The sequence below is a fragment of the Sphaerisporangium aureirubrum genome, assembly GCF_042658925.1.
In the GTDB taxonomy this organism is placed as follows: Bacteria; Actinomycetota; Actinomycetes; order Streptosporangiales; family Streptosporangiaceae; genus Sphaerisporangium; species Sphaerisporangium aureirubrum.
Genome location: NZ_JBHSRF010000012.1, coordinates 22,039 through 41,000, shown reverse-complemented (window position 1 = coordinate 41,000; position 18,962 = coordinate 22,039). Strand labels below are relative to the sequence as shown.

Below are 18,962 nucleotides of genomic sequence, written 5' to 3'. Positions count from 1 at the left end.
GGCCCGGGGCGTGCGCTCGGGTTGGTGGACGGGCGGGTCAGCCTTTGACGGCGCCGGCGATCATGCCGGTGGCGACCCGGCGCTGCAGGACGAGGAAGATCAGCAGGACCGGGAGCATGAACAGGGTGGCCGCCGCCATGGTGGCCCCCCAGTCGGTGCCGAAGATGTTGGAGAACGACGACAGCCACACCGGCAGCGTGCGGTCGTCCTGGTTCTTGATGATCAGCGCGTTGGCGAAGGCGAACTCGTTCCAGGCGGTGATGAAGCCGAACAGCGAGGTCGCCATCAGGCCCGGGGCGAGCAGCGGCAGCACGACCCTCCGGAAGGCGGCGGTACGGCTCGCGCCGTCCATCATCGCGGCCTCCTCCAGCTCCGGCGGGATCGCCGCGAGGAAGCCGCGCAGGGTGACGACGGTGAAGGGCAGCGTGGCCATGAAGTACAGCAGCGTCAGCATGGACAGCTTGTCGAGCATGCCGGTGTCCCTGGCGATGACGAACATCGAGATCAGCAGCGCCTCCCACGGCGCCATCTGCGCGATGAACACCATCAGGATGAACGCCCGCCGCCCCCGCCAGCGCATCCGCGCCACCGCGAACGCCGCCAGCAGGGCGACCACGAGGGACAGCAGCACCGCCGACACGGTGACGAGCAGGCTGTTGCGCCAGAACTGCGCGAACCCGTCGGCCCGCACCGCCGTGACGAAGTGCTCCAGCGTGGGGTGGGCGGGCCAGAAGCTCGGCGTCTCGGACTGGATGTCCGCGGCCGGGGTGAACGCGGTGACCGCCATCCAGTAGACGGGGAACACCGAGACGGCCAGCACCCCCGCGGCGGCCAGGTGGAGGGCGGCCCGCCGGACCGGGCGCAGGGCCGCGCCGGGGCGGCGGGACGGCCGCGAGCCGGTCCGGCGGGCCACGCCGGGCCGGGGGTCCCGGGTGGTGCGGGTGGTCATCGGGCCTCCCCTTCTTCGCCCTCGTGCCGGTGCATGCGCCGCAGGTGGGCGAGCAGGGCGACGAGGAGGATCAGCACGGTCAGGGTGGAGATGGCCGCGCCGAGGTCGTACTTGTGCAGGGACTGGGCGACCTGGAAGGCGTAGATCGGCAGGGTGGTGGTGGCGCCGTCCGGGCCGCCCTTGCTGACCGCCCAGATCTGGGCGAAGCACTTGAACACCCAGATCACCTCCAGGGAGGTGATGAGGCCGAACAGGGGGCGCAGGATGGGGAAGGTGATGGCGGTGAACACCTGCCTGCCGCTGGCGCCGTCGATCCTTGCCGACTCCTCCAGCTCGGCGGGGATCGTGGTGAGGCCGGCGTACAGCGTGAGCGCGGCGAACGGCACCGACTGCCAGACGACCAGCATGACCAGGATCGCGAAGGTCGAGGTGCCGTCGGCGAACCACGGGTAGTCCTTGAAGCCGTCCAGCCCGACCTGGACCAGCAGCCAGTTGACCACCCCGAACCGCGACTGGAACAGCCACTGGAAGACGGTGGTCGCCGCCAGCACCGGCGTCGCCCAGGTGAGCACCAGTCCCCCGAGGACGGCCACCCGCGCCCGCCGCCCGAGCCGCACCGCCATCAGCGCCACCAGCGTGGATATCACCATGATCAGCACCACGTTGACCCCGGTCCAGACGACCGTCCGCCGCACCACCTCCCAGAACTCCGGGTCCCCGAGCACCTCCCCGTAGTTCTCCAGCCCGACGAACGCCGCCCCACCCCTGATCAGCTCCCCGGTCCTGAAGTGCTGAAGTGAGATGACCACACTCCGCACCACCGGATAGACCAGCAGGAACAACGCCCCCGCCACGGTCGGCGCGATCAGCAGATACGGCCACCAGGCCCCCGCCCGCCGCCGTGCCGAGGCGGACGGGCCATCGGTCCCGCCGGAGTACTCGGGTGCCGGCACCGTCTCCCCACCGGAAGACCTGGGCGCCGGAGCGCCGGGCCGGGGGGCGGGTGCCGGAGGCGATACGGTCACGACTCTCCTCGATCGCGATGGTGGATCCAATGCCGTGCGGTCCACGGCGGTGCACCCGCGGGTTCACCGCCGTACGACGGCGCCGATTTCGCCACACCACGTCCCGCCGCCCGGCGCCGGATCACCTGGGCCCGGATGAGCGACGGGCCGTGGGCACCCGATGCGCCGCGGCAGCCGCAGCGCCGGATCACCCGAGCCTGGGTGGGGGTGGGGCGAAAGCGTTCGATGTGGCGGGATGGGGCTTCAGGACTTGGTGTTGAGGATGGTGGTGATGGCTTCGGAGGCGGTGGTGGCGGCGGGGGACGGGGCGGGGGCGGTCAGGGCCTTGGTCATGTATTCCTTGATGATGTTTCTGGCTTCTACGGCGGCCCAGTTGGGTGAGTTGGGGGTGGCGTGGCCGTTGGCGGCGCCGGCGGCCATGGCGGCGGTGCCCTCGTCGCCGTCCAGGGCACCGGCCAGGGAGACGCGGTTGGGGACGTAGCTCATCTCCTTGGCCATGTCGATCTGGAAGTCGCGGCCGGCGAGGGCCTTGACCACCTCGTAGGCGGCGTCCTGGTGCCTGGACGCCTCGGGGATGATCAGGTCGGAGCCGCCGGTGAACACGGCGCCGGGCTTCTCGGCGGTCTTGCCGGGGATGGGGAAGAACCCCAGCTTGCCGGCGAGATCGGGGTTGGCCTTCTCGATGGCGACCGCGCCGCCGGGGGTGGAGATGAGCTGGGCGACGTCGCCCTTGGCGAACACGTCGGCCTGCGGCGGGCGGCTCTCGTCGGAGTCCTTGGGGCCCTTGCCGAGGGCCTGGAGCTTCTTGTAGAAGTCCATGCCGGCCAGCGCCTGCGGGGTGTCCAGCGCGCCGCGCCAGGCATCGCCGTCCTTGACCGCGAGGTCGCCGCCCTCGTCCCAGATGAAGCCGGCGAGGGTGTACCAGTTCTGCCCGGCCAGGTAGATGCCCTGGTCGCCGCCCTTGTTGAGCTTGGCGGTGACGGCGAGCCACTCGTCGCGGGTCTTGGGCGGCTCGGCGATCCCGGCCTTGGCGAACAGCTCCTTGTTGTAGATCACGACCCGGTTGGCGGCGTACCAGGGGACGCCGTACTGGCGGCCGTCGATCTTCCCGGGCTCGGCGAGGCCGGGAAGCCAGTCGGTGCCGCCGAGGTCGGCGACCTTGCCGGAGAGGTCCTTCACGCCGCCGCTGGCGGCGTACTCGGCGACCTGGGTGTTGCCGACCTCGATCACGTCGGGGGCGTCGTTGCTGGCCAGGCCACTGGTGACCTTCTGGCCGATGCCGTCCCACTCCTGGATCTGGATGTCCAGTGTGACGCCGGGGTGCGCCGACTCGTAGCCGGTCCTGAAGCGGCCGAGCAGCGCGTCGGAGAAGCTGTCGCGCATCACCCAGACGGTGAGCTTCTCCGGGGCGGCGGACCCGGCCGGGCCGGGGGGCGGGGCGGAGGAGCCGCACCCGGTCAGTCCGGCGGCGAGCGCCAGCACTCCCGTCGCGGCGAGAAGGCGATACCTCACGGAGACTCCCACTGGTCAGTTATTGGTAAGCAATTCCCCCGGTTGCAGCTAGAGTGGTCCTTACCAGTTGGCTCGTCAAGACCCTTTTTCGCGAGATCCGCCGCATCCCCGCCCACAGTGGTAAGTCGCTGGTAAGGTCGCGGTGTGACTCTGAACATGCGGGCCGGGCTCAAGCGCGATCGGGTGCGCGACTTCCTGCTCGACTTCATCGCCGACAAGCGCGCGGGCGAGGCCATCCCGTCCGAGCGCGACCTGTGCAAGGAACTGGGCGTGTCACGGCCCACGCTGCGCGCGGCGATCGAGGACCTGGTGCGCTCCGGCCTGCTGGTGCGCGAGCACGGCCGGGGCACGTTCACCGGCCCGCAGCGGGTCACGCAGGCCCTGTCGGCGACCGCCGGCGGCTCGTTCTACGCGCCGCCCGCCGAGGGGCACTGGCTCAGCCGCGTGCTGGAGTTCGGCCCGGTCCCGGCCGGGCCGCAGCTGGCCACCCGCCTCCAGCTCTCCCCCGCCGACCCGGTGCTGCGCGTGGTGCGGCTGCGCATCGTGGACGACGAGCCGATGGCCATCGAGCGCATCCAGCTCCCGCACACCCTGGTGGAGGGCCTGCTACCCGCCGACATGGAGTCGGGCTCGTTCTACCGGCTGCTGCGCGAGAGGTTCGGCGTGGACGTGCGCAGCGCCGTGCAGACCATGGAGGCCACCGTCACCGACGAGACCGAGGCCGAGTTGCTGCACGTGCCGCAGCACTTCCCGGCGCTCGGGGTGGAGCGCACCACCCGGGACGCGACCGGCCGCATCGTCGAGTTCGTCCGCTCCATCTACCGGGGCGACCGCTACCGCGTCACCTCGGAACTGTATTTCGACGCCGACTCCGGCTGATCCCCTTTCACCCGTCCGGGCTGGCAGGAAGCTGACAGCCCCGCGCAGCATGCTGCCTCCCCCTCGCATGGCCCGCGCGGCGCGCGCGGCGCACAGTGGATTGTGCGTACTCGAAAAGAACCACGACCCTCACGAGATTAAAGAAATGCATGAATCCACCGCGTCCACCGAATTCCCCCGCGCCGTGAGCATTTCCGCCGCGCCGATTTCCACCCGGACCGCCATCCCCGCGCCGTCACCCGGCGCCCCGTGGCGGGGCCGGAAGGGAGGCACCGTGACCACCGCTCTCGTCCCGACCGGGCACAGCCGCGTCTGGTGGGCCAGCCCTCAGCAGCCGCCCGCCGACACCGTGACCGGCGTGCTCAGCCCGCCCGAGCTGGAGCGCGCCCTGCGTTTCCACCGCGACGCCGACCGGCGCCGCTTCCTGACCGCCTGCCTGCTGCTGCGGATGGCCGCCGCCGCCCACCTGGACATCGCCCCGCACCAGGTGCACGTCGAGCGGCGGTGCCCCGACTGCGGCAAGCCGCACGGCAAGCCGCACATCCTGCACACGCCGTCCCCGCTGTACGCCTCGGTGTCGCACTCAGGCGACCGTGTCGCGGTCGCGCTGAGCACCGCGGGGCCGATCGGCGTGGACGTCGAGCAGATCCCCGACGCGCCGGTGAACGAGCTGATCCGCTCGGCGCTGACCCCCGCCGAGCAGGACATCGTGCGCTCGATGCCCGAGCAGAACCAGCACGCCGCCTTCACGCGCATCTGGGTGGTCAAGGAGGCCGTGCTCAAGGCCACCGGGCACGGGCTGCGCATCCCTCCCCGGCACGTCCACGTGAGCCATCCCTACCAGCCGCCCGCGCTGCTGGAGTGGCCGCTGGACATCCCGGTGGAGCACCTGCGGCTCCAGGCCCTGGACCCGGGTGTGGGGTACGCCGGAATGATCGCCACCATCGCCGACGTGGCACCCGTGACCGTCACGGAATCGGAGGTCGGCGACCTCGCCCGCATGCCATTCAGCGAACTCGGCATAGCGGCATGACCCATACGTTGACACACAGTGAAAGCGACTGTTGAATATTACAGAAAGTCACGGCCGGCGTAGCCCTGAAGCCACAGATTTCACATATGGCTAATGAGCTCATAACAGGTGTTCTTTCGTATTGTTCTGGGCAGTCCTGTTAAGGAGAGGAAGCAGACCCGCCGTGAAAAGTCAGTACATCCTGGTTCCAGGCGCATGGATGGGCGCCTGGGTCTGGGAACCGGTGATCCGGGGCCTCCAAGGGCTCGGTCACCAGGCCCGGGCGGTCACGCTGTCCGGGCTGACCGGCCCGGACGCCGACGTGTCCGGCGTTCGCCTGTCCACGCACGTGGACGACGTGATCTCCCTGCTGGAGAAGGACGACCTGCGCGACGTCATCCTCGTCGCGCACAGCTATTCCGGCATCGTCGCCGGGCAGGTCGCCGACCGCGTGCCGGACCGCGTGGCGCACACGGTGTTCGTGGAGGCGTTCCTGCCGCACGACGGCCTCTCCATGCTCCACGCCTTCCCCGAGCGCCAGCGCGCCGCCGAACTGCGCCTCATCGCCGAGAACGACGGCCGCTGGCCCGTCCCCGACGTCGCGGCCGTCGCCGAGGGCCAGGACCTCTCCCCCCGCCAGGCCGAGTGGCTGGTCGAGCACTTCGTCGGCCACCCCGGCCACACCCTCTCCGAGCCCGCCGTCCTGACCCGCCCCCTGTCCCGCCAGCGCGCCACGTACGTCGTCTGCACGAAGGACCACTACGGCGGCCGCGTCTCCCGCGACGTCACCGCCCTGCGCCACTCCCCCACCTGGCGCTTCCACACCCTCGACACCGGCCACTGGCCGATGACCTCGGCCCCCGCGGAGCTTGTATCACTGCTCGCCGGCGTGGCGGCGCGCTAGGCGGCGGCCCGCTCGTCCCGCGCGGCCAGGAACGCCTCGGCGAAGGCCCCGGCGATCTTGAGCTCGCCGATGGCGTTGGGGTGCAGGCCGTCGTAGGCGTCGCTGTACGGGTCGTACAGCCGGGCCAGGTCGACCGGCGTGATCGGCGAGACCGGCGTGGACATCGCGGCCAGGGCGCCGGGGAGCGCGCGGTTGTAGGCGCCGATGAGAGCGCCGAGATGGGGCTGGTCGTCCAGGGGCGTGCGGTGCACGACGTTGGCGACGAGGAACCTCAGCCGCGGGCGGGCCTGCCGGGCCCGCGTGACGAAGGTTTCCAGGTCCGCCAGCAGCTCCGCCGGGCCCGAGGTGCCCCAGGCGAGGTCGTTGAAGCCGAGCGCGACCATCAGGTGGTCGGGGCGGCAGGCCGCGACCGCCGAGCGGATGCCGTCCTTGGCCTCGTGCAGCCTGCGGCCCCAGCGCGCGTAGTGGAGGCCGTCCCCGAACCCGGCTCCCCTGAGATAGCGGCCGGGGCGTTCCTGGACGGCGGCGAACTCCGCCAGTTCCCCGGCCCCCGGCTCGGGGAGCACCCACGTGCCGGTCCACGGGCCGACGAAGCGGACGACGACGTCCCGCTCGCCGAAATGCTGGGAAAGCCGGTATCGCCAGGTGTGATCGCCTTCCGCGCCGTGGCTGATGGAGTCCCCCACGATCATGATGCGGGGGATCACGCCACCGATGGCGCACCTCCGCCGTCGCCGGCGTGGTCACGGCGGCGGGCGCGGCGGTCCCGCAGGGGCCGCAGGACGAAAAGGTGGGCGAGCAGCGCGACCCCCGCCAGCAGCAGCAGGAACGTGAACACCCACTCGTTGGAGCCGCCGGGCCCGTAGACCAGGTTGGTCCGGCCGACGTCGAACGCCTGGGTCCGCTGCCCCTGCTGGAGCATCTCGCGGTCCGCGCCGTACATGACGACGTCCGGCCGGTCGACGCCGCCGCGGTCCGCCCGGAAGTCGCCGCTCCACGTGCAGGCCTCGTGCCCGACGTGCAGCACGCAGTCCAGCTTGCGCGCGGTGAACATGCCGGGCGCGCCGTCGGCCCGCGCCGCGCGCAGCGTCGGGCCGACGTTGGGGACCGCGAGGTACACCAGGAAGACGGCGACGAGCGCGAGGGCCACGGTGAACGCCGGGGACCGCGGGCGCCTGGGGCGCTCGCGGTCGAGGGCGTAGGCCGGAAGCTCGTCGGTCATGGTGTGTCTATGCGGAGGTGCTCACGGGCGTCGCGCAGGTGCACTGCATCTTGGCGCGCTCCTCGGGGCGCGGGCGCAGGTGGAGGATCACCGCCACCAGCATCGGCGCGAACACCACAGCATTGTAGAACAGGTGAAGTTCGACTCTCGGGATGACGAGCTGCAGGATGCTGGTCGGCACCGGCTTGCCGAGCAGGTGGATGCCGGACACCTTCTGGAAGAGCAGGAACAGGTGCTCGAAGTGGTGCCAGACCTGGATCACCAGCGAGATGGTCCACCACGTGCGCGCCCGGCCGGTGAAGCCCTTGCGCAGCACGATGAGGCCGATCAGCATGATCAGCGCGTAGCCGTAGTGCATCCACTCGGAGGTCACGAGCCACGGGAACGGCACGCCGAGAACGCCGCGCGCGTCGGGGAGCTTCCAGCCGAGGGCGTAGATCTGGATCGCCTGGGCGACGTGTTCCGCCCAGTGCGCCAGGACGATGAGCATGAAGACGTTCAGGGCGACCTTGTGGTAACGGCCGTTGATGCCGGGTGCCAGCGTGCCGGAGGCAGGCGTAGTGATTTCTGTGGCCATGCGCAAACCTCGATCCCGCGGATTCTTGACCGGGTGACCCACACGCCGTGAGGGCGTGACGAACGCTCCGACCTGAGGGAAAAGGGCGGAGTGTGGGGCTAAGGATCAGTGTGACGTATCGGACGCCCGAGATTCTTCTCCTGTTTTGCTATGTTTTCCTGGCGCCGCGCTGTCCAATTCCGGACATCCGTTTAGAGCCGTGCGATTTATCGGCGAAAAGGGCCGCCGAAACATGTCCGAAAACCTCTTCGGGCAGGTAGGCCCGCTTACCGGAGGGGCTCACAAAGGGACGTTGCCGTGTTTGCGCTGCGGCGCCTGCTTGCGCTTGTTGCGCAGCATCGCGAGCCCCCTGGCGACCACCGCGCGGGTGCACACCGGGTCGATGACGTCGTCCACGAGGCCGCGCTCGGCGGCGTAGTGCGGGTGCACGAGCTGCTCGACGTATTCCTCCACCAGCTCGGCGCGCAGCCCCGCCGGGTCGACCGACGCGGCCAGCTCCTTGCGGAAGATGACGTTGACCGCGCCCTCGGCGCCCATCACCGCGATCTCGTTGGTCGGCCAGGCCAACGACAGGTCGGTGCCGATCGACCGCGAGTCCATCACGATGTACGCGCCGCCGTACGCCTTGCGCACGATGACGTGCACCCGGGGCACGGTGGCCTCGCAGTAGGCGTACAGCAGCTTGGCGCCGTGCCTGATGATGCCCTCGTGCTCCTGGTCGGTGCCGGGCAGGAAGCCGGGCACGTCGATCAGCGTGACCAGCGGGATGCCGAACGCATCGCAGAACCGGACGAACCGCGCGGCCTTCTGCGACGCCTCCACGTCCAGCACGCCGGCCAGCACCATGGGCTGGTTGCCGACCACGCCGACCACCTCGCCGTCGATGCGGGCGAGCACGCAGATCACGTTGGCCGCCCAGCCCTCGTGCAGCTCCAGGAACTCCCCCTCGTCCACCAGCTCGGCGACCACCGACCGCATGTCGTACGGCTTGCTGGGCTCCACCGGCACGATGTCGGCCAGGGCGGGCCGCAGGTCCTCGGTGGCGCCCGAGGCGGGCCAGGACGGCGGCGGGTCCAGGTTGTTGCTCGGCAGCAGCGACACCAGGTAACGCACGTCCTGGAGGCAGCTCTCCTCGTCGTCGTGCACGAACGTCGCCACGCCCGAGCGGCGGCCGTGCACGTCGGCGCCGCCGAGCTCGGCGTGGGTGACGCGCTGGCCGCTAACCGCCTCGATGACGTCCGGGCCGGTCAGGTACAGCTGCGCGGTGTCGCGCACCATGAAGGCGAAGTCGGCCAGGCCGACGGTGTAGGCGGCGCCGCCCGCGCACGGGCCGAGCACCACGCTGATCTGCGGGATCACGCCGGACGCCTGCACGCTGCGCTGGAAGATGCCGCCGTAGCCGGCGAGCGCGGCCACACCCTCCTGGATGCGGGCGCCGCCGCTGTCGATCAGGCCGATGACGGGCGAGCCGGTGGAGATCGCGAGGTCCATCACCTTGTGGATCTTCGCGGCGTGGGCCTCGCCGAGGGAGCCGCCGGAGATGGTGAAGTCCTGGGCGTACACGAACACCCGGCGGCCGTCGATGGTGCCCGAGCCGGTGACCACGCCGTCGGTGTACGGCCGGTTGTCCCCCATGCGCAGGCCCTGGGCCTGGTGGCGCCGGTACATGTCGATCTCGGTGAACGATCCCTCGTCCAGCAGCTCGTCCACGCGTTCCCGGGCGGTGCGCTTGCCGAGCGCGTGCTGCCGCTCCACAGCCTCCCGCCGCCCGGCGGTGATCCTGTCCCGCAGCCGCTCACCCTGCTCGCGCAGCACGGCCATGGATCGCCTCTTCGGTGACCCTCCCTCCGGGCGCGTGCCGGGACGCGCCTCGGGCGAGTGCCCGGCCGCGGTGCCACCGTTCGCGTGCCCGTTCCCCTGCCCGTTCGCGTGACCGCTTGCCTGGCCGTTCGTCTGGCCACCCGTCTGGCCGTTCGCTTGCCCGTTCGTCTGGCCGTTCGTCTGCCCGTTCGTCTGGCCGTTCGTCTGCCCGTTCGTCTGCCCGTTCGTCTGGCCGTTCGTCTGGCCGTTCGCCTGCCCGCCGGCCTCGCCGTTCACGGGCCTCGGCACGGGGACGGGTACGAAGTCGATCTCGGTTGCGCGCATCGGGACCTCTCCCCCGGGATGGTCAAGGCTCGGACTGGTCGCGACCCGGTCGCTCATCGCGGCGGCTCCATCAGTGCACCGGCACGGGGGACGGCGCCGGGCTCGCGGACCCCGCCTGCCGGGCGGTCAGGTGCCCGGCGTCGCGCAGCCAGCGCACGGTGTCCCCGGCGGTCTCGGCGAACGGCCGGGGATCGATCCCCGTCGTTCCCGCGTCCGGCGCCACCCGCGTGGCGCAGGCACAGGTGTACAGCGCGCCGTACTCGGCCGGGATGTGCCACGGCCACACGCGCTGCGCCAGGTCGGCGAGCCGTCCGATCGGGAACATGCTCCGCGCCGGCAGGTGGACGGCGGGCAGCCGGCGCCCGGTGACCTCGCGCAGCGCCGCGAGGTACTCCCGCGTGGTCAGGTAGTGGTTCGGCGCGAAACGCCGGGCCGGCCCGGCGGGCGGGGTGGTGAACAGCCGGGCGTGCAGCTCGGCGGTGTCGCGCACGTCGCCGATCGGGAACCCGCCGAGCGGCCAGATCGGCATCAGCCCGCGCAGCACGTCCCTGACCCGGCCCACCTGGTCGCCGAGCTTCGGGTCGTGCGGGCCGAGCAGCGCGGGCGGGTAAGTGATCACGACCGGCGCGCCCTCGTCCTGGTGGCGCCGCGCGACCCGCTCGGCCGCCGCCTTGGTCGCCATGTACGTCTCGCGCGGCCGTCCGACCGGCGAATCCTCGCCGATCACCCGCCCCGCGGCCGGGAACAGCGCCGCGACGGTGGACACGTGCACGATCGGGCCGTCCACCGCGCGCCGTGCCGCGGCCAGCACGATCTCGGTGCCGAGCTCGTTCACCGCCCGCATCGCGGCATGGCGCCTGCTGTCGAAGGAGTACACCGAGGCGGCGTGCAGCACGGCGTCCGCGCCACGCACCGCGGCGGCCACGGCCGCCTCGTCGGTGACGTCCCCCGCGGCCACGTCGACCGCACCCGGGGGCACCTCCAGCGGGGCCAGCGCGGGCGCAAGCAGGGCGGGGTCGCGGGCGAGGACCCGGACCCGGTGGCCCGCGCGCACGATGGCGGCTACGGAGTGGGCGCCGACGAATCCCGTACCGCCGGTCACAGTCACCAGCATCCGATCACCTCCATTTCACCCCAGTGAAAAGCCTGCGGGCTGACCGTGTCATCTCCGAGTGTGCTTTCACCGGCCCGGCCACGGTGGTGAAGCACCCACCGCGAGGGGTCCTGGCGCCCCGTCCTGAGGTGGCAGGAAGCGGTCACCCACCGGCAACTTGCTGCCTTTACCTTCCCTGGTCGGAGGCCTGCCGAAAGCGGAGAGTTGGTCGTACGAGAACGAATCCACCACCACGGGAAAAGAGATTGAGAAATGGAGACCCCGGTCATGTCACCGGCCGAATTAATTCCCGTCGCCGGCAATTGGGCGGGAGCGGCCTGCCATGCTGTTTGAGCTGACGCTGCGCCGCCACCAGGACGGCGGGGCCGTCCACTCGCCGATCGACGGCATCCGCATCCTGGCGCTGCTGCCCGGGCGATGGCGCAAGGACCTCCGGCAGGCCACCGGCGACATCGTGATCCGGGTGCAGACCGACGAGGACCTCACCAGCACCGAGGTGCGCGCCGAGGTCAAGGCCGTCCTCACCAACCCCGAGATCAGCCACTGGGAGCTCGTGGCCTGCCACACCCTGAGCGTGGGCCGCGGCCCCCGGCTCGGCTACTGGGTGACCGCGCGCCGCCACGGCCAGCGCCCGCAGTGGAACTGATCCCGCCCTCTCAGATCCAGTTCTCCTCCTTGGCGCGCAACGCCGCCTGGAAGCGGTTGACCGCGCCGAGCCGGGACATCAGGTCAGCGACGTACCTGCGGTAGGTGCGGACGGACACGTCGAGCTCGCGGGCCGCGATCTCGTCCTTGTCCGCGGTCGCCATCACCGCGAGGACCTTCCGCTCCAGGTCCGACAGGTGCGGCTTGTCGTCGCTCGGCTCGGTGTAGTCGCGGAAGTCGGTGGCGTCGGCCCAGACGCCGTCGAAGTAGGTGACGAGCTGGGACACCAGCCCGGGTTCCCTGACCAGCAGCGCGCCCCTGGCGCTCTCCTTGGGATGGATGGGCACGACCGCGACGCTGCGGTCGAAGATCACCATACGGTCCATCGGGTCCTCGGTGATGTGGATCTGCCCGCCGAGGCCGACCACGTCGCGCAGGTAGGCGGCCATCAGCGGGTCGTCGAGGGCCTTCGGGTGGTACACCGCCTTGACCGCGAGCCCGCGGCGCAGGGAGCGGGTGTCCAGCGGCAGCGCGGTCTCGATGGCGCCGCGGGACAGCGGGCCGCCCGGGTGCAGGCACAGGGTCTCCTTGTAGGAGAAGAACCCGAGGTCGTCCAGGCGCTGCCGCACCCGGTCCAGCCCCTCCACCCGCTCGATGTCGAGGACGGACGTCACGGCCTCGCCGTGCTTCTGGTCCTCCACCAGCGTCGCGATGGCGTCGCGGGCGGACAGCACGCGGCGGATCTCGGTGTTGAGCTCGTTCAGCCGGCGCTCGATGAGGCGTTCGATGCCGATGGAGGGCTCGGTGGCGACGACCTTGTGCCGATCGGTGAGGTCGAGCAGGGACAGCCGGTCCAGGGACTCGACGGCGGCCTCGATGCTGTCGGGGTCCAGGCCGAGGGCCTGCCGCACCGAGCCGACACCCTCGCCGCGGTTGCGGAGGAAATAGCGGTAGACCTCCACGGCCTCGGCCGTGATCCCGATGACGGATACGTCCATGGCTCGCCTCCTGGCCATGTCCTCACCCAGGGCGACCACAGGGTTGATCCGCCCTAATCCGGCTCCCATAGATATGTAGAATTACAAACTATCAGGAATCTCGATGGTTCGTAAACCGCCCCATACCGGGCAATGGATCACTCGCCGGAGGCCAGCACGGCCAGGATGCGGTTGAGGGTGGCACGATCCTCGCTGGTCAGCCGCCCGATGACCCGCTCGTGCACCTCGGCCGTCACCGGGTGGAGCACCTCGGCGAGCAACGCCCGCCCAGACTCGGTCAGCTCTATGGAATAAGCCCGCCGGTCCGCCCGGTCCCGGCTCCTGGCGACCAGCCCGCGGTCCTCCAGCACGTCGATGACGCTCACCATGGTCGACCGGTCCACCCCCAGCCGCCGCCCGATCTCCTGCTGCGACAGCGGCCCCGCGGCCTCCAGCGTGCCGAGCACCCCGTAGTCCCGCCACCGCAGGTCGTCCCGCCGGAGCGCCTGCTCCAGCTGCAGCGTCACCTCGCGGGCCGCCCCGTTGAGCAGCCACGCCGTCGACTCGGCCAGCAACTCCAGCCCGGCGCCCGGCATCCGCTTCTCCGCCATGCCTCAAGCACCGTCCCACGTGGTCCCGGCATCCCCGCCGGCCCGGCACACGGCCACCACGAGCTCCATTTCCGTACGGCGGCGCGGGAGACCCCTCTTCGGACCCCTACACCGCCCCCTACGCCTCCATCAGGATCACAGACCATCAGCGTTCCTGTCAATCAGCATCACTGACGATTTTCCACCCGTGCGCTGTTGCACGGCCCATGGTCGCGTGTGACACTCTTGTCCATATCGCGGCATGCGGAATAACGCGCATATTGCGCATTAACCGAGATATGCCTACTTAAGGGGACGATGTGAGCACTGATTCACCCAGTACCCATCACCCCCCAGCGGACGTCCTGTTCAGCTCCACGAGCCTGCTCATGACCAAGGCCAACGACCTCTTCGTGGAAATCCTCGAGTCCGCCGTCGAGCCCTTCGGCCTCCGCTCAAAGGACTTCATAGTCCTCACCGCCATCGACGCCATGGGCCCCCAGTCCCAGCAAGACCTGGCCCGCACCCACGGCATAGACCGCACCACCATGGTCAGCGTCGTAGACGGCCTGGAACGCCTAGGCCTCGTCCAACGCGCCCGCAACCCCGACGACCGCCGCAAATACGCCATAGGCCTAACCCCCGAAGGCCAAACCCTGGTCCGCCACAACCTCTCCCCCGCCATCCTCGAAGCCCTAGACACCTTCCTCTCCCCCTTCACCCCCGACGAACGCGCCCTCTTCACCTCCCTCCTCTGGCGCCTAGTCCACGCCCGCGACACCACCCCATAGCCCCCGGCACCACCAGAGCGGCGATTACGCACGGCACCGCAGCACGACAGTCAAACCCGCTGTAGGCGAGCGCCCGCCGAAATGGTCCTAGCGAGGGCCGCGCTCCGCGCGAAGAGCCGCAAGGGCTGCTCCCATGCGGGGGACACCCCCGCACCCCCGACCCTGCCGGGCTCCTCATGTCCCACCGCACCCAGCGCCCCGGCCGAGACGTGCCTCGGTGTCATCCCATAGGTCACTACTCCGGCGCCGACAGGACGAAATCCAGCTGCGGCGAAACCAGCACCCCCGCCCGGCGTAGCACCCATCTCCCTAGCTTGCCCACCGCTGCGTCCGCACCGTGCGGATACACCCGTACCCGCAAACGGCCGAATATCAGTACGCGGCGGTCTTGAGGCCACGGACGAACGCGGCGAACTCCTCGACCGGAAACACCAGCATCGGGCTATCGGGACTCTTGCTGTCACGGACCACGACGTCAGAACAGGCACGCGCGACCTCGACGCACTGCCCACCCTCACCGGAATACGAGGACTTTCGGAACCTCAACTCCATCGTTTCAGACTCCCTTCGATCAGGCGCGTTGGACCGGGCGCGGTTCAACGCCTCCGCCTTGAGCTTATCCAGACGAGCGTTGCAGGCTAGGTGGTCATACAGCGATCAAGCGGTCTGGCGCAGCGTCTGGCCGCCCGGCAAGGTCAACAGTTCCGCGCTGTCCTGCTCCGACAACCCCGCCTGCCGCAGCTGGTCGATCAGCCGCGCGCGGGCCTGGCGGTAGGAGTCGATCGTCTCGACCGGCACGCCGGGCACCTCGAACATGAACTCAATACGCACCGGGACGTCCTTGGACAAGCCGAGCACGAAGTGCTTGATCGCCTCGGCTTCCTCAAGCAATTCGGCCAGGGTGTCACCCGAGACACTGCCCGGCGCTCCTTCGGGCAGGGCCACCCACACGTCGGTCCCGGTGTCCAGTGCCCGGCTCCGGACGACCTTGAAGATCAGCGTGTGCTCGGTCATGCCATCCAATCCTTCCCGAACAGGTGCTCCAGATCTGCGGCCAGGCGTTCCAGCGCCTCACGGGTGATCCCCCGGACCGGCACCGTGGTGATCGCCACCACGACCTGATCGGCGTTGACGAGATGAAGCAGTTGCCTGCTCTTCGTCTTCTCCGGCCATTCGACCCGCAGCCCATGCTGACGAGCCAGCTGATAGATCCGGTCCCGGATCTCCGCGTAGGTACTCAGCACACCGGCCACCATAACCCCTACCGCAACAGGATCAACGTCAGACAATTCATCCGGTCTCGCGAACGTGTCCCACACGCACAGACTCCCACCGCGAACAGGAGCACGGCCCCCTGCGCGGCAACGCCCCGGCCATCACGCTGCCCCTGCCGTCCCCCGGGCCAGCGACACGCGTAGCCCTGGCGCCAGCCGAGCAAGGCAAGGCCGTGACCACCACCGCGAAATCATCCTCCAGCCGAACCGCTCAGCCGACCAAATGAAGATCGCGAAAGATCGAGGGCTACTCTCACCGAGTGAGAAATATTCTCCGAATGGGTACGGCTCGGGCCCCGAGGATCACCTGGGGGTCCGTCGTTATACGAGCCGTTCATTCGAACGTGGCGTCTTTAATGCTGCCCGTGAAGGTCCGCCACTCACCGTAGCTGATGAACAGCATTGGGCCTGAAGTGTTCTTGCTGTCACGAACGGCTCGGCCGCCGGCGGAGAGAGCTGCCACCTCAACGCAATTATCGTCGGTTCCGCTATACCGGCTCTTCCGCCAGGTGAGCTCGGAGGACTGGATACGGTCCATGTCTCGCCTACCTCTTCAGTTGATCAACCATGGCCGCCAGGTAGTGCACAGAGTCGTCCGGCGACAGCGCCGATGACGCCTGCTCCTGGCTGTAGATCAGCGTATAACGCTGGTATTCCTCGGGCTTCTCCAGCCATAGGCTGTCCGTTGCGGTAGCGAGGTAAACGAGACTGGGATCCGGTGACGGAAAGTCAAGGATCACGAAGGCGGCACCGGTTAGAGCCGGGTGAGCGCCGACGCGATTGGGGACGATCTGAATCGTCACCGCTGGACGTACCGCCATCTCGATGAAATGACGGAATTGGACGGGCGGATGGCACAAGCCACGCCCCTAGACGCTCGCCGAGCGGGAACGAATGCTGAGCACCGACCACCCCGACACGCTGACCTCTCGTAACAACCTGCAAGCGCCTACTGGGCGGGGGGCGACCTGGGACAGGCCATCCCGGTGTACGAGACCTCGCTCGCCGATCGCAAGCGGGTGAGTGGATGGATGATCACCGAGAGTGTCATGTACGCGCTCCCAGGCAGACCGTCGCGCAACCAGGTGAGCGATGTTGTTTCTGATTCCGGCAACCGGGTGTGGTCATTGCCCTATGGCCTGAACCATGGCGTAGTGCCGATCTCGCCGGATTCCACACGTGGGTGGTTCCAGTAGCGAGGTGCTGGCGAATTGCCTGCGCGACGTAGCGTCGTGGCCCGGTGGAGGGTCGCCTGAAAAAGACAGCGCCGAAGGCACCGTTTCGGGGGGCGGCTGGTGAGTGGGGTGGGTGGGGGTTAGGGGACGGGGCAGGGGAGGGGGGTGCCGGCGGGGGTGGTGTGGTGGCAGGCGGCACCGGGGCAGACGATTTTTATGGGGGTGGAGAGGCTTTGGCCTATGAGGATGGGCTCGTGGCCGAATCTTCGGCAGGCTATGTCGGCCCAGCCCAAGGGGGCGGAGTCCTCCACGAGGGTGGGGGCGGGGTCTACGGCTGAGCGGTCCAGATGGGCGAGGTAGTCGGCTTCGCGGTGCCAGACGGTCAGGCGGCGTAGGGAGTCCGCGGTGGGGAGGGTGTGCCAGGGCTGGGCTCGGGCGGCCATGGCGCGGAGGAAGGCTTCGGAGACTGCGGCGCCTACTGTGCGGGCGGCGGCGGTGGCGATGGTGGTGCCGTCGCCGCTTACGCCTACCAGGGCTATGGGGAAGTCGGGGGCGGGGAGAACGAATGCGGAGACCCGTAGGCGCATCAGTGCCAGTGCTTGGGCCATGCCGGGGGGGAGCAGGCTTGGGACGCGGCGGGACATCCGCAGTAGCGGCATCCTTGGGTTCACCCACCAGCGGGTCACGATGTCGTGTGCCAGCAGGTCCGCGATGGCGACGGAGATGCCGTCCGGGCGGTTGGACACCAAGCCGACCAGGGTGGGTTCGACGCGGGACGCGGCTTCGCCTGTCCAGACGACCTCGGCGGGTACCAGGTAGCGCTCCCCGGTGAGCAGACCGATCCCGGAGACCCGCATCGGGGCGTCATCGGGCGGATCGGGCATGAAGTCGGCCAGTCGCAGCACCTTCGCGGGCGCGAGGCCGGGGCCGGGGCCCGGGGTGGGGCCGGGGGTGGGGGATGCGGCGATCCCAGACGCGTGGTCCGGCGCGGAGGACGTGGTGCCGGACGCGTGATCCAGCGCGGAGGACGCGGCCCTCGGCGTGTGCTCCGGCGCAGAGGCCGCGGCCCAGGACGCGTGGTCCGGCGCAGAGTACGTGGTGCCGGACGCATGATCCGGCGCGGAGGACGTGACCCTGGACGCGCGATCCGGCGCGGAGGAGGCGGCCCTCGGCGCGTGATCCGGCATGAAGGCCCTCGACGCGTGATCCGGCGCGGAGGCTCTCGACGCGTGATCCGGAACGGAGGACCTCGGCGCGTGATCCGCCGCGGAGGGGACAGGCGTGGGGTCGGGGTGGTCGTCGGTGGGGGGTGGGGAGGTGGGGGTGGGTGTTGGGGGGGTTGGGGTTAGGGCGTGTAGGGACTCTAGGGCTGTGGCTCGGAGTTCGGCGCGGGTGCGGGCCGATTCGGGGGTGAAGCCTGCCGCGACGGTGACTATGCCGGTTGTGGGGCGTTCGGCGTAGGCGAGGTGGAGTAGGCCGCCTAGGAGTTCGGCTACCTGGGTGGGTGGCGATGGCGCCCCGGCCGGGGGCCGGAAGGTTTCAGGGGTGGGCGACATCGGTCACTCCTTGCGACGGACCTGCGGACCTCGGGGTCCCGTGCTGGATTGCTTCCGGCATGCGGGCGGGCCCGGTGCGGGGCGGGTGCCGGGGGACGGGCACTCTCGCGATCCGCACCGGGCCTGCCGGGCGGCCCTGGGGCCGGGGTCAGGCGGCGTCGCGGGGGCTGTTCTGGTAGGCGGCGAGCTTCCACTCGCCGTCGTGCTTGGTCACGACCCAGGTGGCGCGGATGGTGCGGTCGGGGGACAGCTCGGTCTCGCCGGCGCCGATGACGCCGCCCTCGGTGATCACCACGGCGGTGTCGGGGGTGAGGAAGCGGAGGTCGATGGGGGTGCCGGTGACCCGGGTGTCCTTGTAGGGGCCCTGGAAGGCGAAGGACATGAAGCCCTCGATGTCGGCGGTGCCCTTGCGGAAGAAGCCGGGGAGGATCATGGTGCCGTCGGGGGTGAAGACGGCGGCGAAGGCGGTGGCGTCCTGGGCGGCCCAGGCGGCGACGACGCGGCCGGGGACGGTGGCGACGGCGGCCTTGTCGGCGTCGGTCACGGGACCGGCGGGGGCGGTGGTGGTCATGGCGCTAGCCCTTCTGCGGTGGGGGAGACGCTCAGATGTGGGCG

General features: G+C 70.0%; 22 protein-coding genes. 5 read left to right on the top strand and 17 right to left on the bottom strand.

Translation table 11 applies throughout. The features are described from left to right. Positions 1–37: 37 nt before the first annotated feature. From ACFP1K_RS11685 to ACFP1K_RS11675, 3 genes are all read right to left on the bottom strand, one after another. On the bottom strand, positions 38–949 hold the full coding sequence (locus ACFP1K_RS11685) for a carbohydrate ABC transporter permease (RefSeq protein WP_380750532.1): 912 nt from the start codon (positions 947–949) through the stop codon (positions 38–40). Next, positions 946–1,902 (bottom strand): carbohydrate ABC transporter permease, encoded by a 957-nt coding sequence (locus ACFP1K_RS11680; RefSeq protein ID WP_380750525.1) that lies wholly within the window; start codon positions 1,900–1,902, stop codon positions 946–948. The genes ACFP1K_RS11685 and ACFP1K_RS11680 overlap by 4 nt, the downstream gene beginning before the upstream one ends. A gap of 315 nt (positions 1,903–2,217) precedes the next feature. Further along, a complete protein-coding gene (locus tag ACFP1K_RS11675) occupies positions 2,218–3,486 on the bottom strand; it encodes an extracellular solute-binding protein (RefSeq protein ID WP_380750520.1) in 1,269 nt (422 codons plus the stop codon). 144 nt (positions 3,487–3,630) lie between these two features. On the opposite strand from ACFP1K_RS11675, the gene ACFP1K_RS11670 reads away from it, so the two are divergent. The 3 genes from ACFP1K_RS11670 to ACFP1K_RS11660 all read left to right on the top strand — a co-directional run bounded on the left by ACFP1K_RS11670 (position 3,631) and on the right by ACFP1K_RS11660 (position 6,281). Then, the gene (locus ACFP1K_RS11670; RefSeq protein ID WP_380750517.1) at positions 3,631–4,365 is read left to right on the top strand and encodes a GntR family transcriptional regulator; all 735 of its coding nucleotides are present in this window, start codon (positions 3,631–3,633) and stop codon (positions 4,363–4,365) included. A 274-nt stretch (positions 4,366–4,639) separates the two neighbouring features. Further along, positions 4,640–5,398: a 4'-phosphopantetheinyl transferase family protein gene (locus ACFP1K_RS11665; RefSeq protein WP_380750514.1), complete on the top strand. Its 759-nt coding sequence runs from the start codon at positions 4,640–4,642 to the stop codon at positions 5,396–5,398. 163 nt (positions 5,399–5,561) lie between these two features. Next, positions 5,562–6,281: an alpha/beta fold hydrolase gene (locus ACFP1K_RS11660; RefSeq protein WP_380750512.1), complete on the top strand. Its 720-nt coding sequence runs from the start codon at positions 5,562–5,564 to the stop codon at positions 6,279–6,281. Here ACFP1K_RS11660 and ACFP1K_RS11655 read toward each other — a convergent pair. The 5 genes from ACFP1K_RS11655 to ACFP1K_RS11635 all read right to left on the bottom strand — a co-directional run bounded on the left by ACFP1K_RS11655 (position 6,278) and on the right by ACFP1K_RS11635 (position 11,339). Then, complete coding sequence (locus ACFP1K_RS11655) at positions 6,278–6,988, bottom strand: SGNH/GDSL hydrolase family protein (RefSeq protein ID WP_380750509.1); 711 nt, start codon at positions 6,986–6,988, stop codon at positions 6,278–6,280. The two genes, ACFP1K_RS11660 and ACFP1K_RS11655, sit on opposite strands and share 4 nt — an antisense overlap. After that, positions 6,985–7,503, bottom strand: coding sequence for a hypothetical protein (locus ACFP1K_RS11650; RefSeq protein WP_380750506.1), 519 nt, complete (start codon positions 7,501–7,503; stop codon positions 6,985–6,987). The genes ACFP1K_RS11655 and ACFP1K_RS11650 overlap by 4 nt, the downstream gene beginning before the upstream one ends. Positions 7,504–7,510: 7 nt before the next feature. Beyond that, a complete protein-coding gene (locus ACFP1K_RS11645) occupies positions 7,511–8,080 on the bottom strand; it encodes a hypothetical protein (RefSeq protein ID WP_380750504.1) in 570 nt (189 codons plus the stop codon). 279 nt (positions 8,081–8,359) lie between these two features. After that, a complete protein-coding gene (locus ACFP1K_RS11640) occupies positions 8,360–9,901 on the bottom strand; it encodes an acyl-CoA carboxylase subunit beta (protein WP_380750829.1) in 1,542 nt (513 codons plus the stop codon). Between the two features lie 394 nt (positions 9,902–10,295). Further along, the gene (locus tag ACFP1K_RS11635; RefSeq protein WP_380750502.1) at positions 10,296–11,339 is read right to left on the bottom strand and encodes an SDR family NAD(P)-dependent oxidoreductase; all 1,044 of its coding nucleotides are present in this window, start codon (positions 11,337–11,339) and stop codon (positions 10,296–10,298) included. Positions 11,340–11,661: 322 nt separating this feature from the next. Between ACFP1K_RS11635 and ACFP1K_RS11630 the strand changes: the two genes are divergently transcribed. Continuing rightward, complete coding sequence (locus tag ACFP1K_RS11630) at positions 11,662–11,985, top strand: hypothetical protein (protein WP_380750499.1); 324 nt, start codon at positions 11,662–11,664, stop codon at positions 11,983–11,985. Between the two features lie 10 nt (positions 11,986–11,995). Here the strand turns inward: ACFP1K_RS11630 and ACFP1K_RS11625 are convergent, their stop codons facing one another. Both ACFP1K_RS11625 and ACFP1K_RS11620 read right to left on the bottom strand, forming a co-directional pair. Further along, positions 11,996–12,982 (bottom strand): LuxR C-terminal-related transcriptional regulator, encoded by a 987-nt coding sequence (locus ACFP1K_RS11625; RefSeq protein WP_380750496.1) that lies wholly within the window; start codon positions 12,980–12,982, stop codon positions 11,996–11,998. 137 nt (positions 12,983–13,119) lie between these two features. Further along, positions 13,120–13,572 (bottom strand): MarR family winged helix-turn-helix transcriptional regulator, encoded by a 453-nt coding sequence (locus ACFP1K_RS11620; protein WP_380750493.1) that lies wholly within the window; start codon positions 13,570–13,572, stop codon positions 13,120–13,122. 299 nt (positions 13,573–13,871) lie between these two features. On the opposite strand from ACFP1K_RS11620, the gene ACFP1K_RS11615 reads away from it, so the two are divergent. Further along, positions 13,872–14,342: a MarR family winged helix-turn-helix transcriptional regulator gene (locus ACFP1K_RS11615; RefSeq protein ID WP_380750490.1), complete on the top strand. Its 471-nt coding sequence runs from the start codon at positions 13,872–13,874 to the stop codon at positions 14,340–14,342. A 372-nt stretch (positions 14,343–14,714) separates the two neighbouring features. Here ACFP1K_RS11615 and ACFP1K_RS11610 read toward each other — a convergent pair whose 3' ends face one another. From ACFP1K_RS11610 to ACFP1K_RS11580, 7 genes are all read right to left on the bottom strand, one after another. Then, entirely contained in the window at positions 14,715–14,894 is a 180-nt protein-coding gene (locus ACFP1K_RS11610) for a DUF397 domain-containing protein (RefSeq protein ID WP_380750487.1), read from the bottom strand. Between the two features lie 105 nt (positions 14,895–14,999). Continuing rightward, positions 15,000–15,356 (bottom strand): hypothetical protein, encoded by a 357-nt coding sequence (locus tag ACFP1K_RS11605; RefSeq protein WP_380750484.1) that lies wholly within the window; start codon positions 15,354–15,356, stop codon positions 15,000–15,002. Next, positions 15,353–15,586 (bottom strand): hypothetical protein, encoded by a 234-nt coding sequence (locus tag ACFP1K_RS11600; protein ID WP_380750479.1) that lies wholly within the window; start codon positions 15,584–15,586, stop codon positions 15,353–15,355. The genes ACFP1K_RS11605 and ACFP1K_RS11600 overlap by 4 nt, the downstream gene beginning before the upstream one ends. 364 nt (positions 15,587–15,950) lie before the next feature. After that, a complete protein-coding gene (locus tag ACFP1K_RS11595; protein ID WP_380750476.1) occupies positions 15,951–16,154 on the bottom strand; it encodes a DUF397 domain-containing protein in 204 nt (67 codons plus the stop codon). A gap of 7 nt (positions 16,155–16,161) precedes the next feature. After that, on the bottom strand, positions 16,162–16,476 hold the full coding sequence (locus tag ACFP1K_RS11590; RefSeq protein WP_380750473.1) for a Scr1 family TA system antitoxin-like transcriptional regulator: 315 nt from the start codon (positions 16,474–16,476) through the stop codon (positions 16,162–16,164). 455 nt (positions 16,477–16,931) lie between these two features. Further along, a complete protein-coding gene (locus ACFP1K_RS11585; protein ID WP_380750470.1) occupies positions 16,932–17,978 on the bottom strand; it encodes a hypothetical protein in 1,047 nt (348 codons plus the stop codon). A gap of 517 nt (positions 17,979–18,495) precedes the next feature. Continuing rightward, positions 18,496–18,918 carry an SgcJ/EcaC family oxidoreductase gene (locus ACFP1K_RS11580; RefSeq protein ID WP_380750467.1) on the bottom strand — a complete coding sequence of 141 codons (423 nt, stop codon included), beginning with the start codon at positions 18,916–18,918 and terminating at the stop codon, positions 18,496–18,498. Between the last annotated feature and the right edge of the window lie 44 nt (positions 18,919–18,962).

What these genes read in the sequence shown, in the direction of transcription:
- ACFP1K_RS11685 (WP_380750532.1), bottom strand. Translation starts at nt 949, where the DNA reads ATGACCACCCGCACCACCCGGGACCCCCGGCCCGGCGTGGCCCGCCGG.
- ACFP1K_RS11650 (WP_380750506.1), bottom strand. Translation starts at nt 7,503, where the DNA reads ATGACCGACGAGCTTCCGGCCTACGCCCTCGACCGCGAGCGCCCCAGG.
- ACFP1K_RS11645 (WP_380750504.1), bottom strand. Translation starts at nt 8,080, where the DNA reads ATGGCCACAGAAATCACTACGCCTGCCTCCGGCACGCTGGCACCCGGC.
- ACFP1K_RS11640 (WP_380750829.1), bottom strand. Translation starts at nt 9,901, where the DNA reads ATGGCCGTGCTGCGCGAGCAGGGTGAGCGGCTGCGGGACAGGATCACC.
- ACFP1K_RS11635 (WP_380750502.1), bottom strand. Translation starts at nt 11,339, where the DNA reads ATGCTGGTGACTGTGACCGGCGGTACGGGATTCGTCGGCGCCCACTCC.
- ACFP1K_RS11630 (WP_380750499.1), top strand. Translation starts at nt 11,662, where the DNA reads ATGCTGTTTGAGCTGACGCTGCGCCGCCACCAGGACGGCGGGGCCGTC.
- ACFP1K_RS11625 (WP_380750496.1), bottom strand. Translation starts at nt 12,982, where the DNA reads ATGGACGTATCCGTCATCGGGATCACGGCCGAGGCCGTGGAGGTCTAC.
- ACFP1K_RS11620 (WP_380750493.1), bottom strand. Translation starts at nt 13,572, where the DNA reads ATGGCGGAGAAGCGGATGCCGGGCGCCGGGCTGGAGTTGCTGGCCGAG.
- ACFP1K_RS11610 (WP_380750487.1), bottom strand. Translation starts at nt 14,894, where the DNA reads ATGGAGTTGAGGTTCCGAAAGTCCTCGTATTCCGGTGAGGGTGGGCAG.
- ACFP1K_RS11605 (WP_380750484.1), bottom strand. Translation starts at nt 15,356, where the DNA reads ATGACCGAGCACACGCTGATCTTCAAGGTCGTCCGGAGCCGGGCACTG.
- ACFP1K_RS11595 (WP_380750476.1), bottom strand. Translation starts at nt 16,154, where the DNA reads ATGGACCGTATCCAGTCCTCCGAGCTCACCTGGCGGAAGAGCCGGTAT.
- ACFP1K_RS11585 (WP_380750470.1), bottom strand. Translation starts at nt 17,978, where the DNA reads ATGCCGGATCACGCGCCGAGGGCCGCCTCCTCCGCGCCGGATCGCGCG.
- ACFP1K_RS11580 (WP_380750467.1), bottom strand. Translation starts at nt 18,918, where the DNA reads ATGACCACCACCGCCCCCGCCGGTCCCGTGACCGACGCCGACAAGGCC.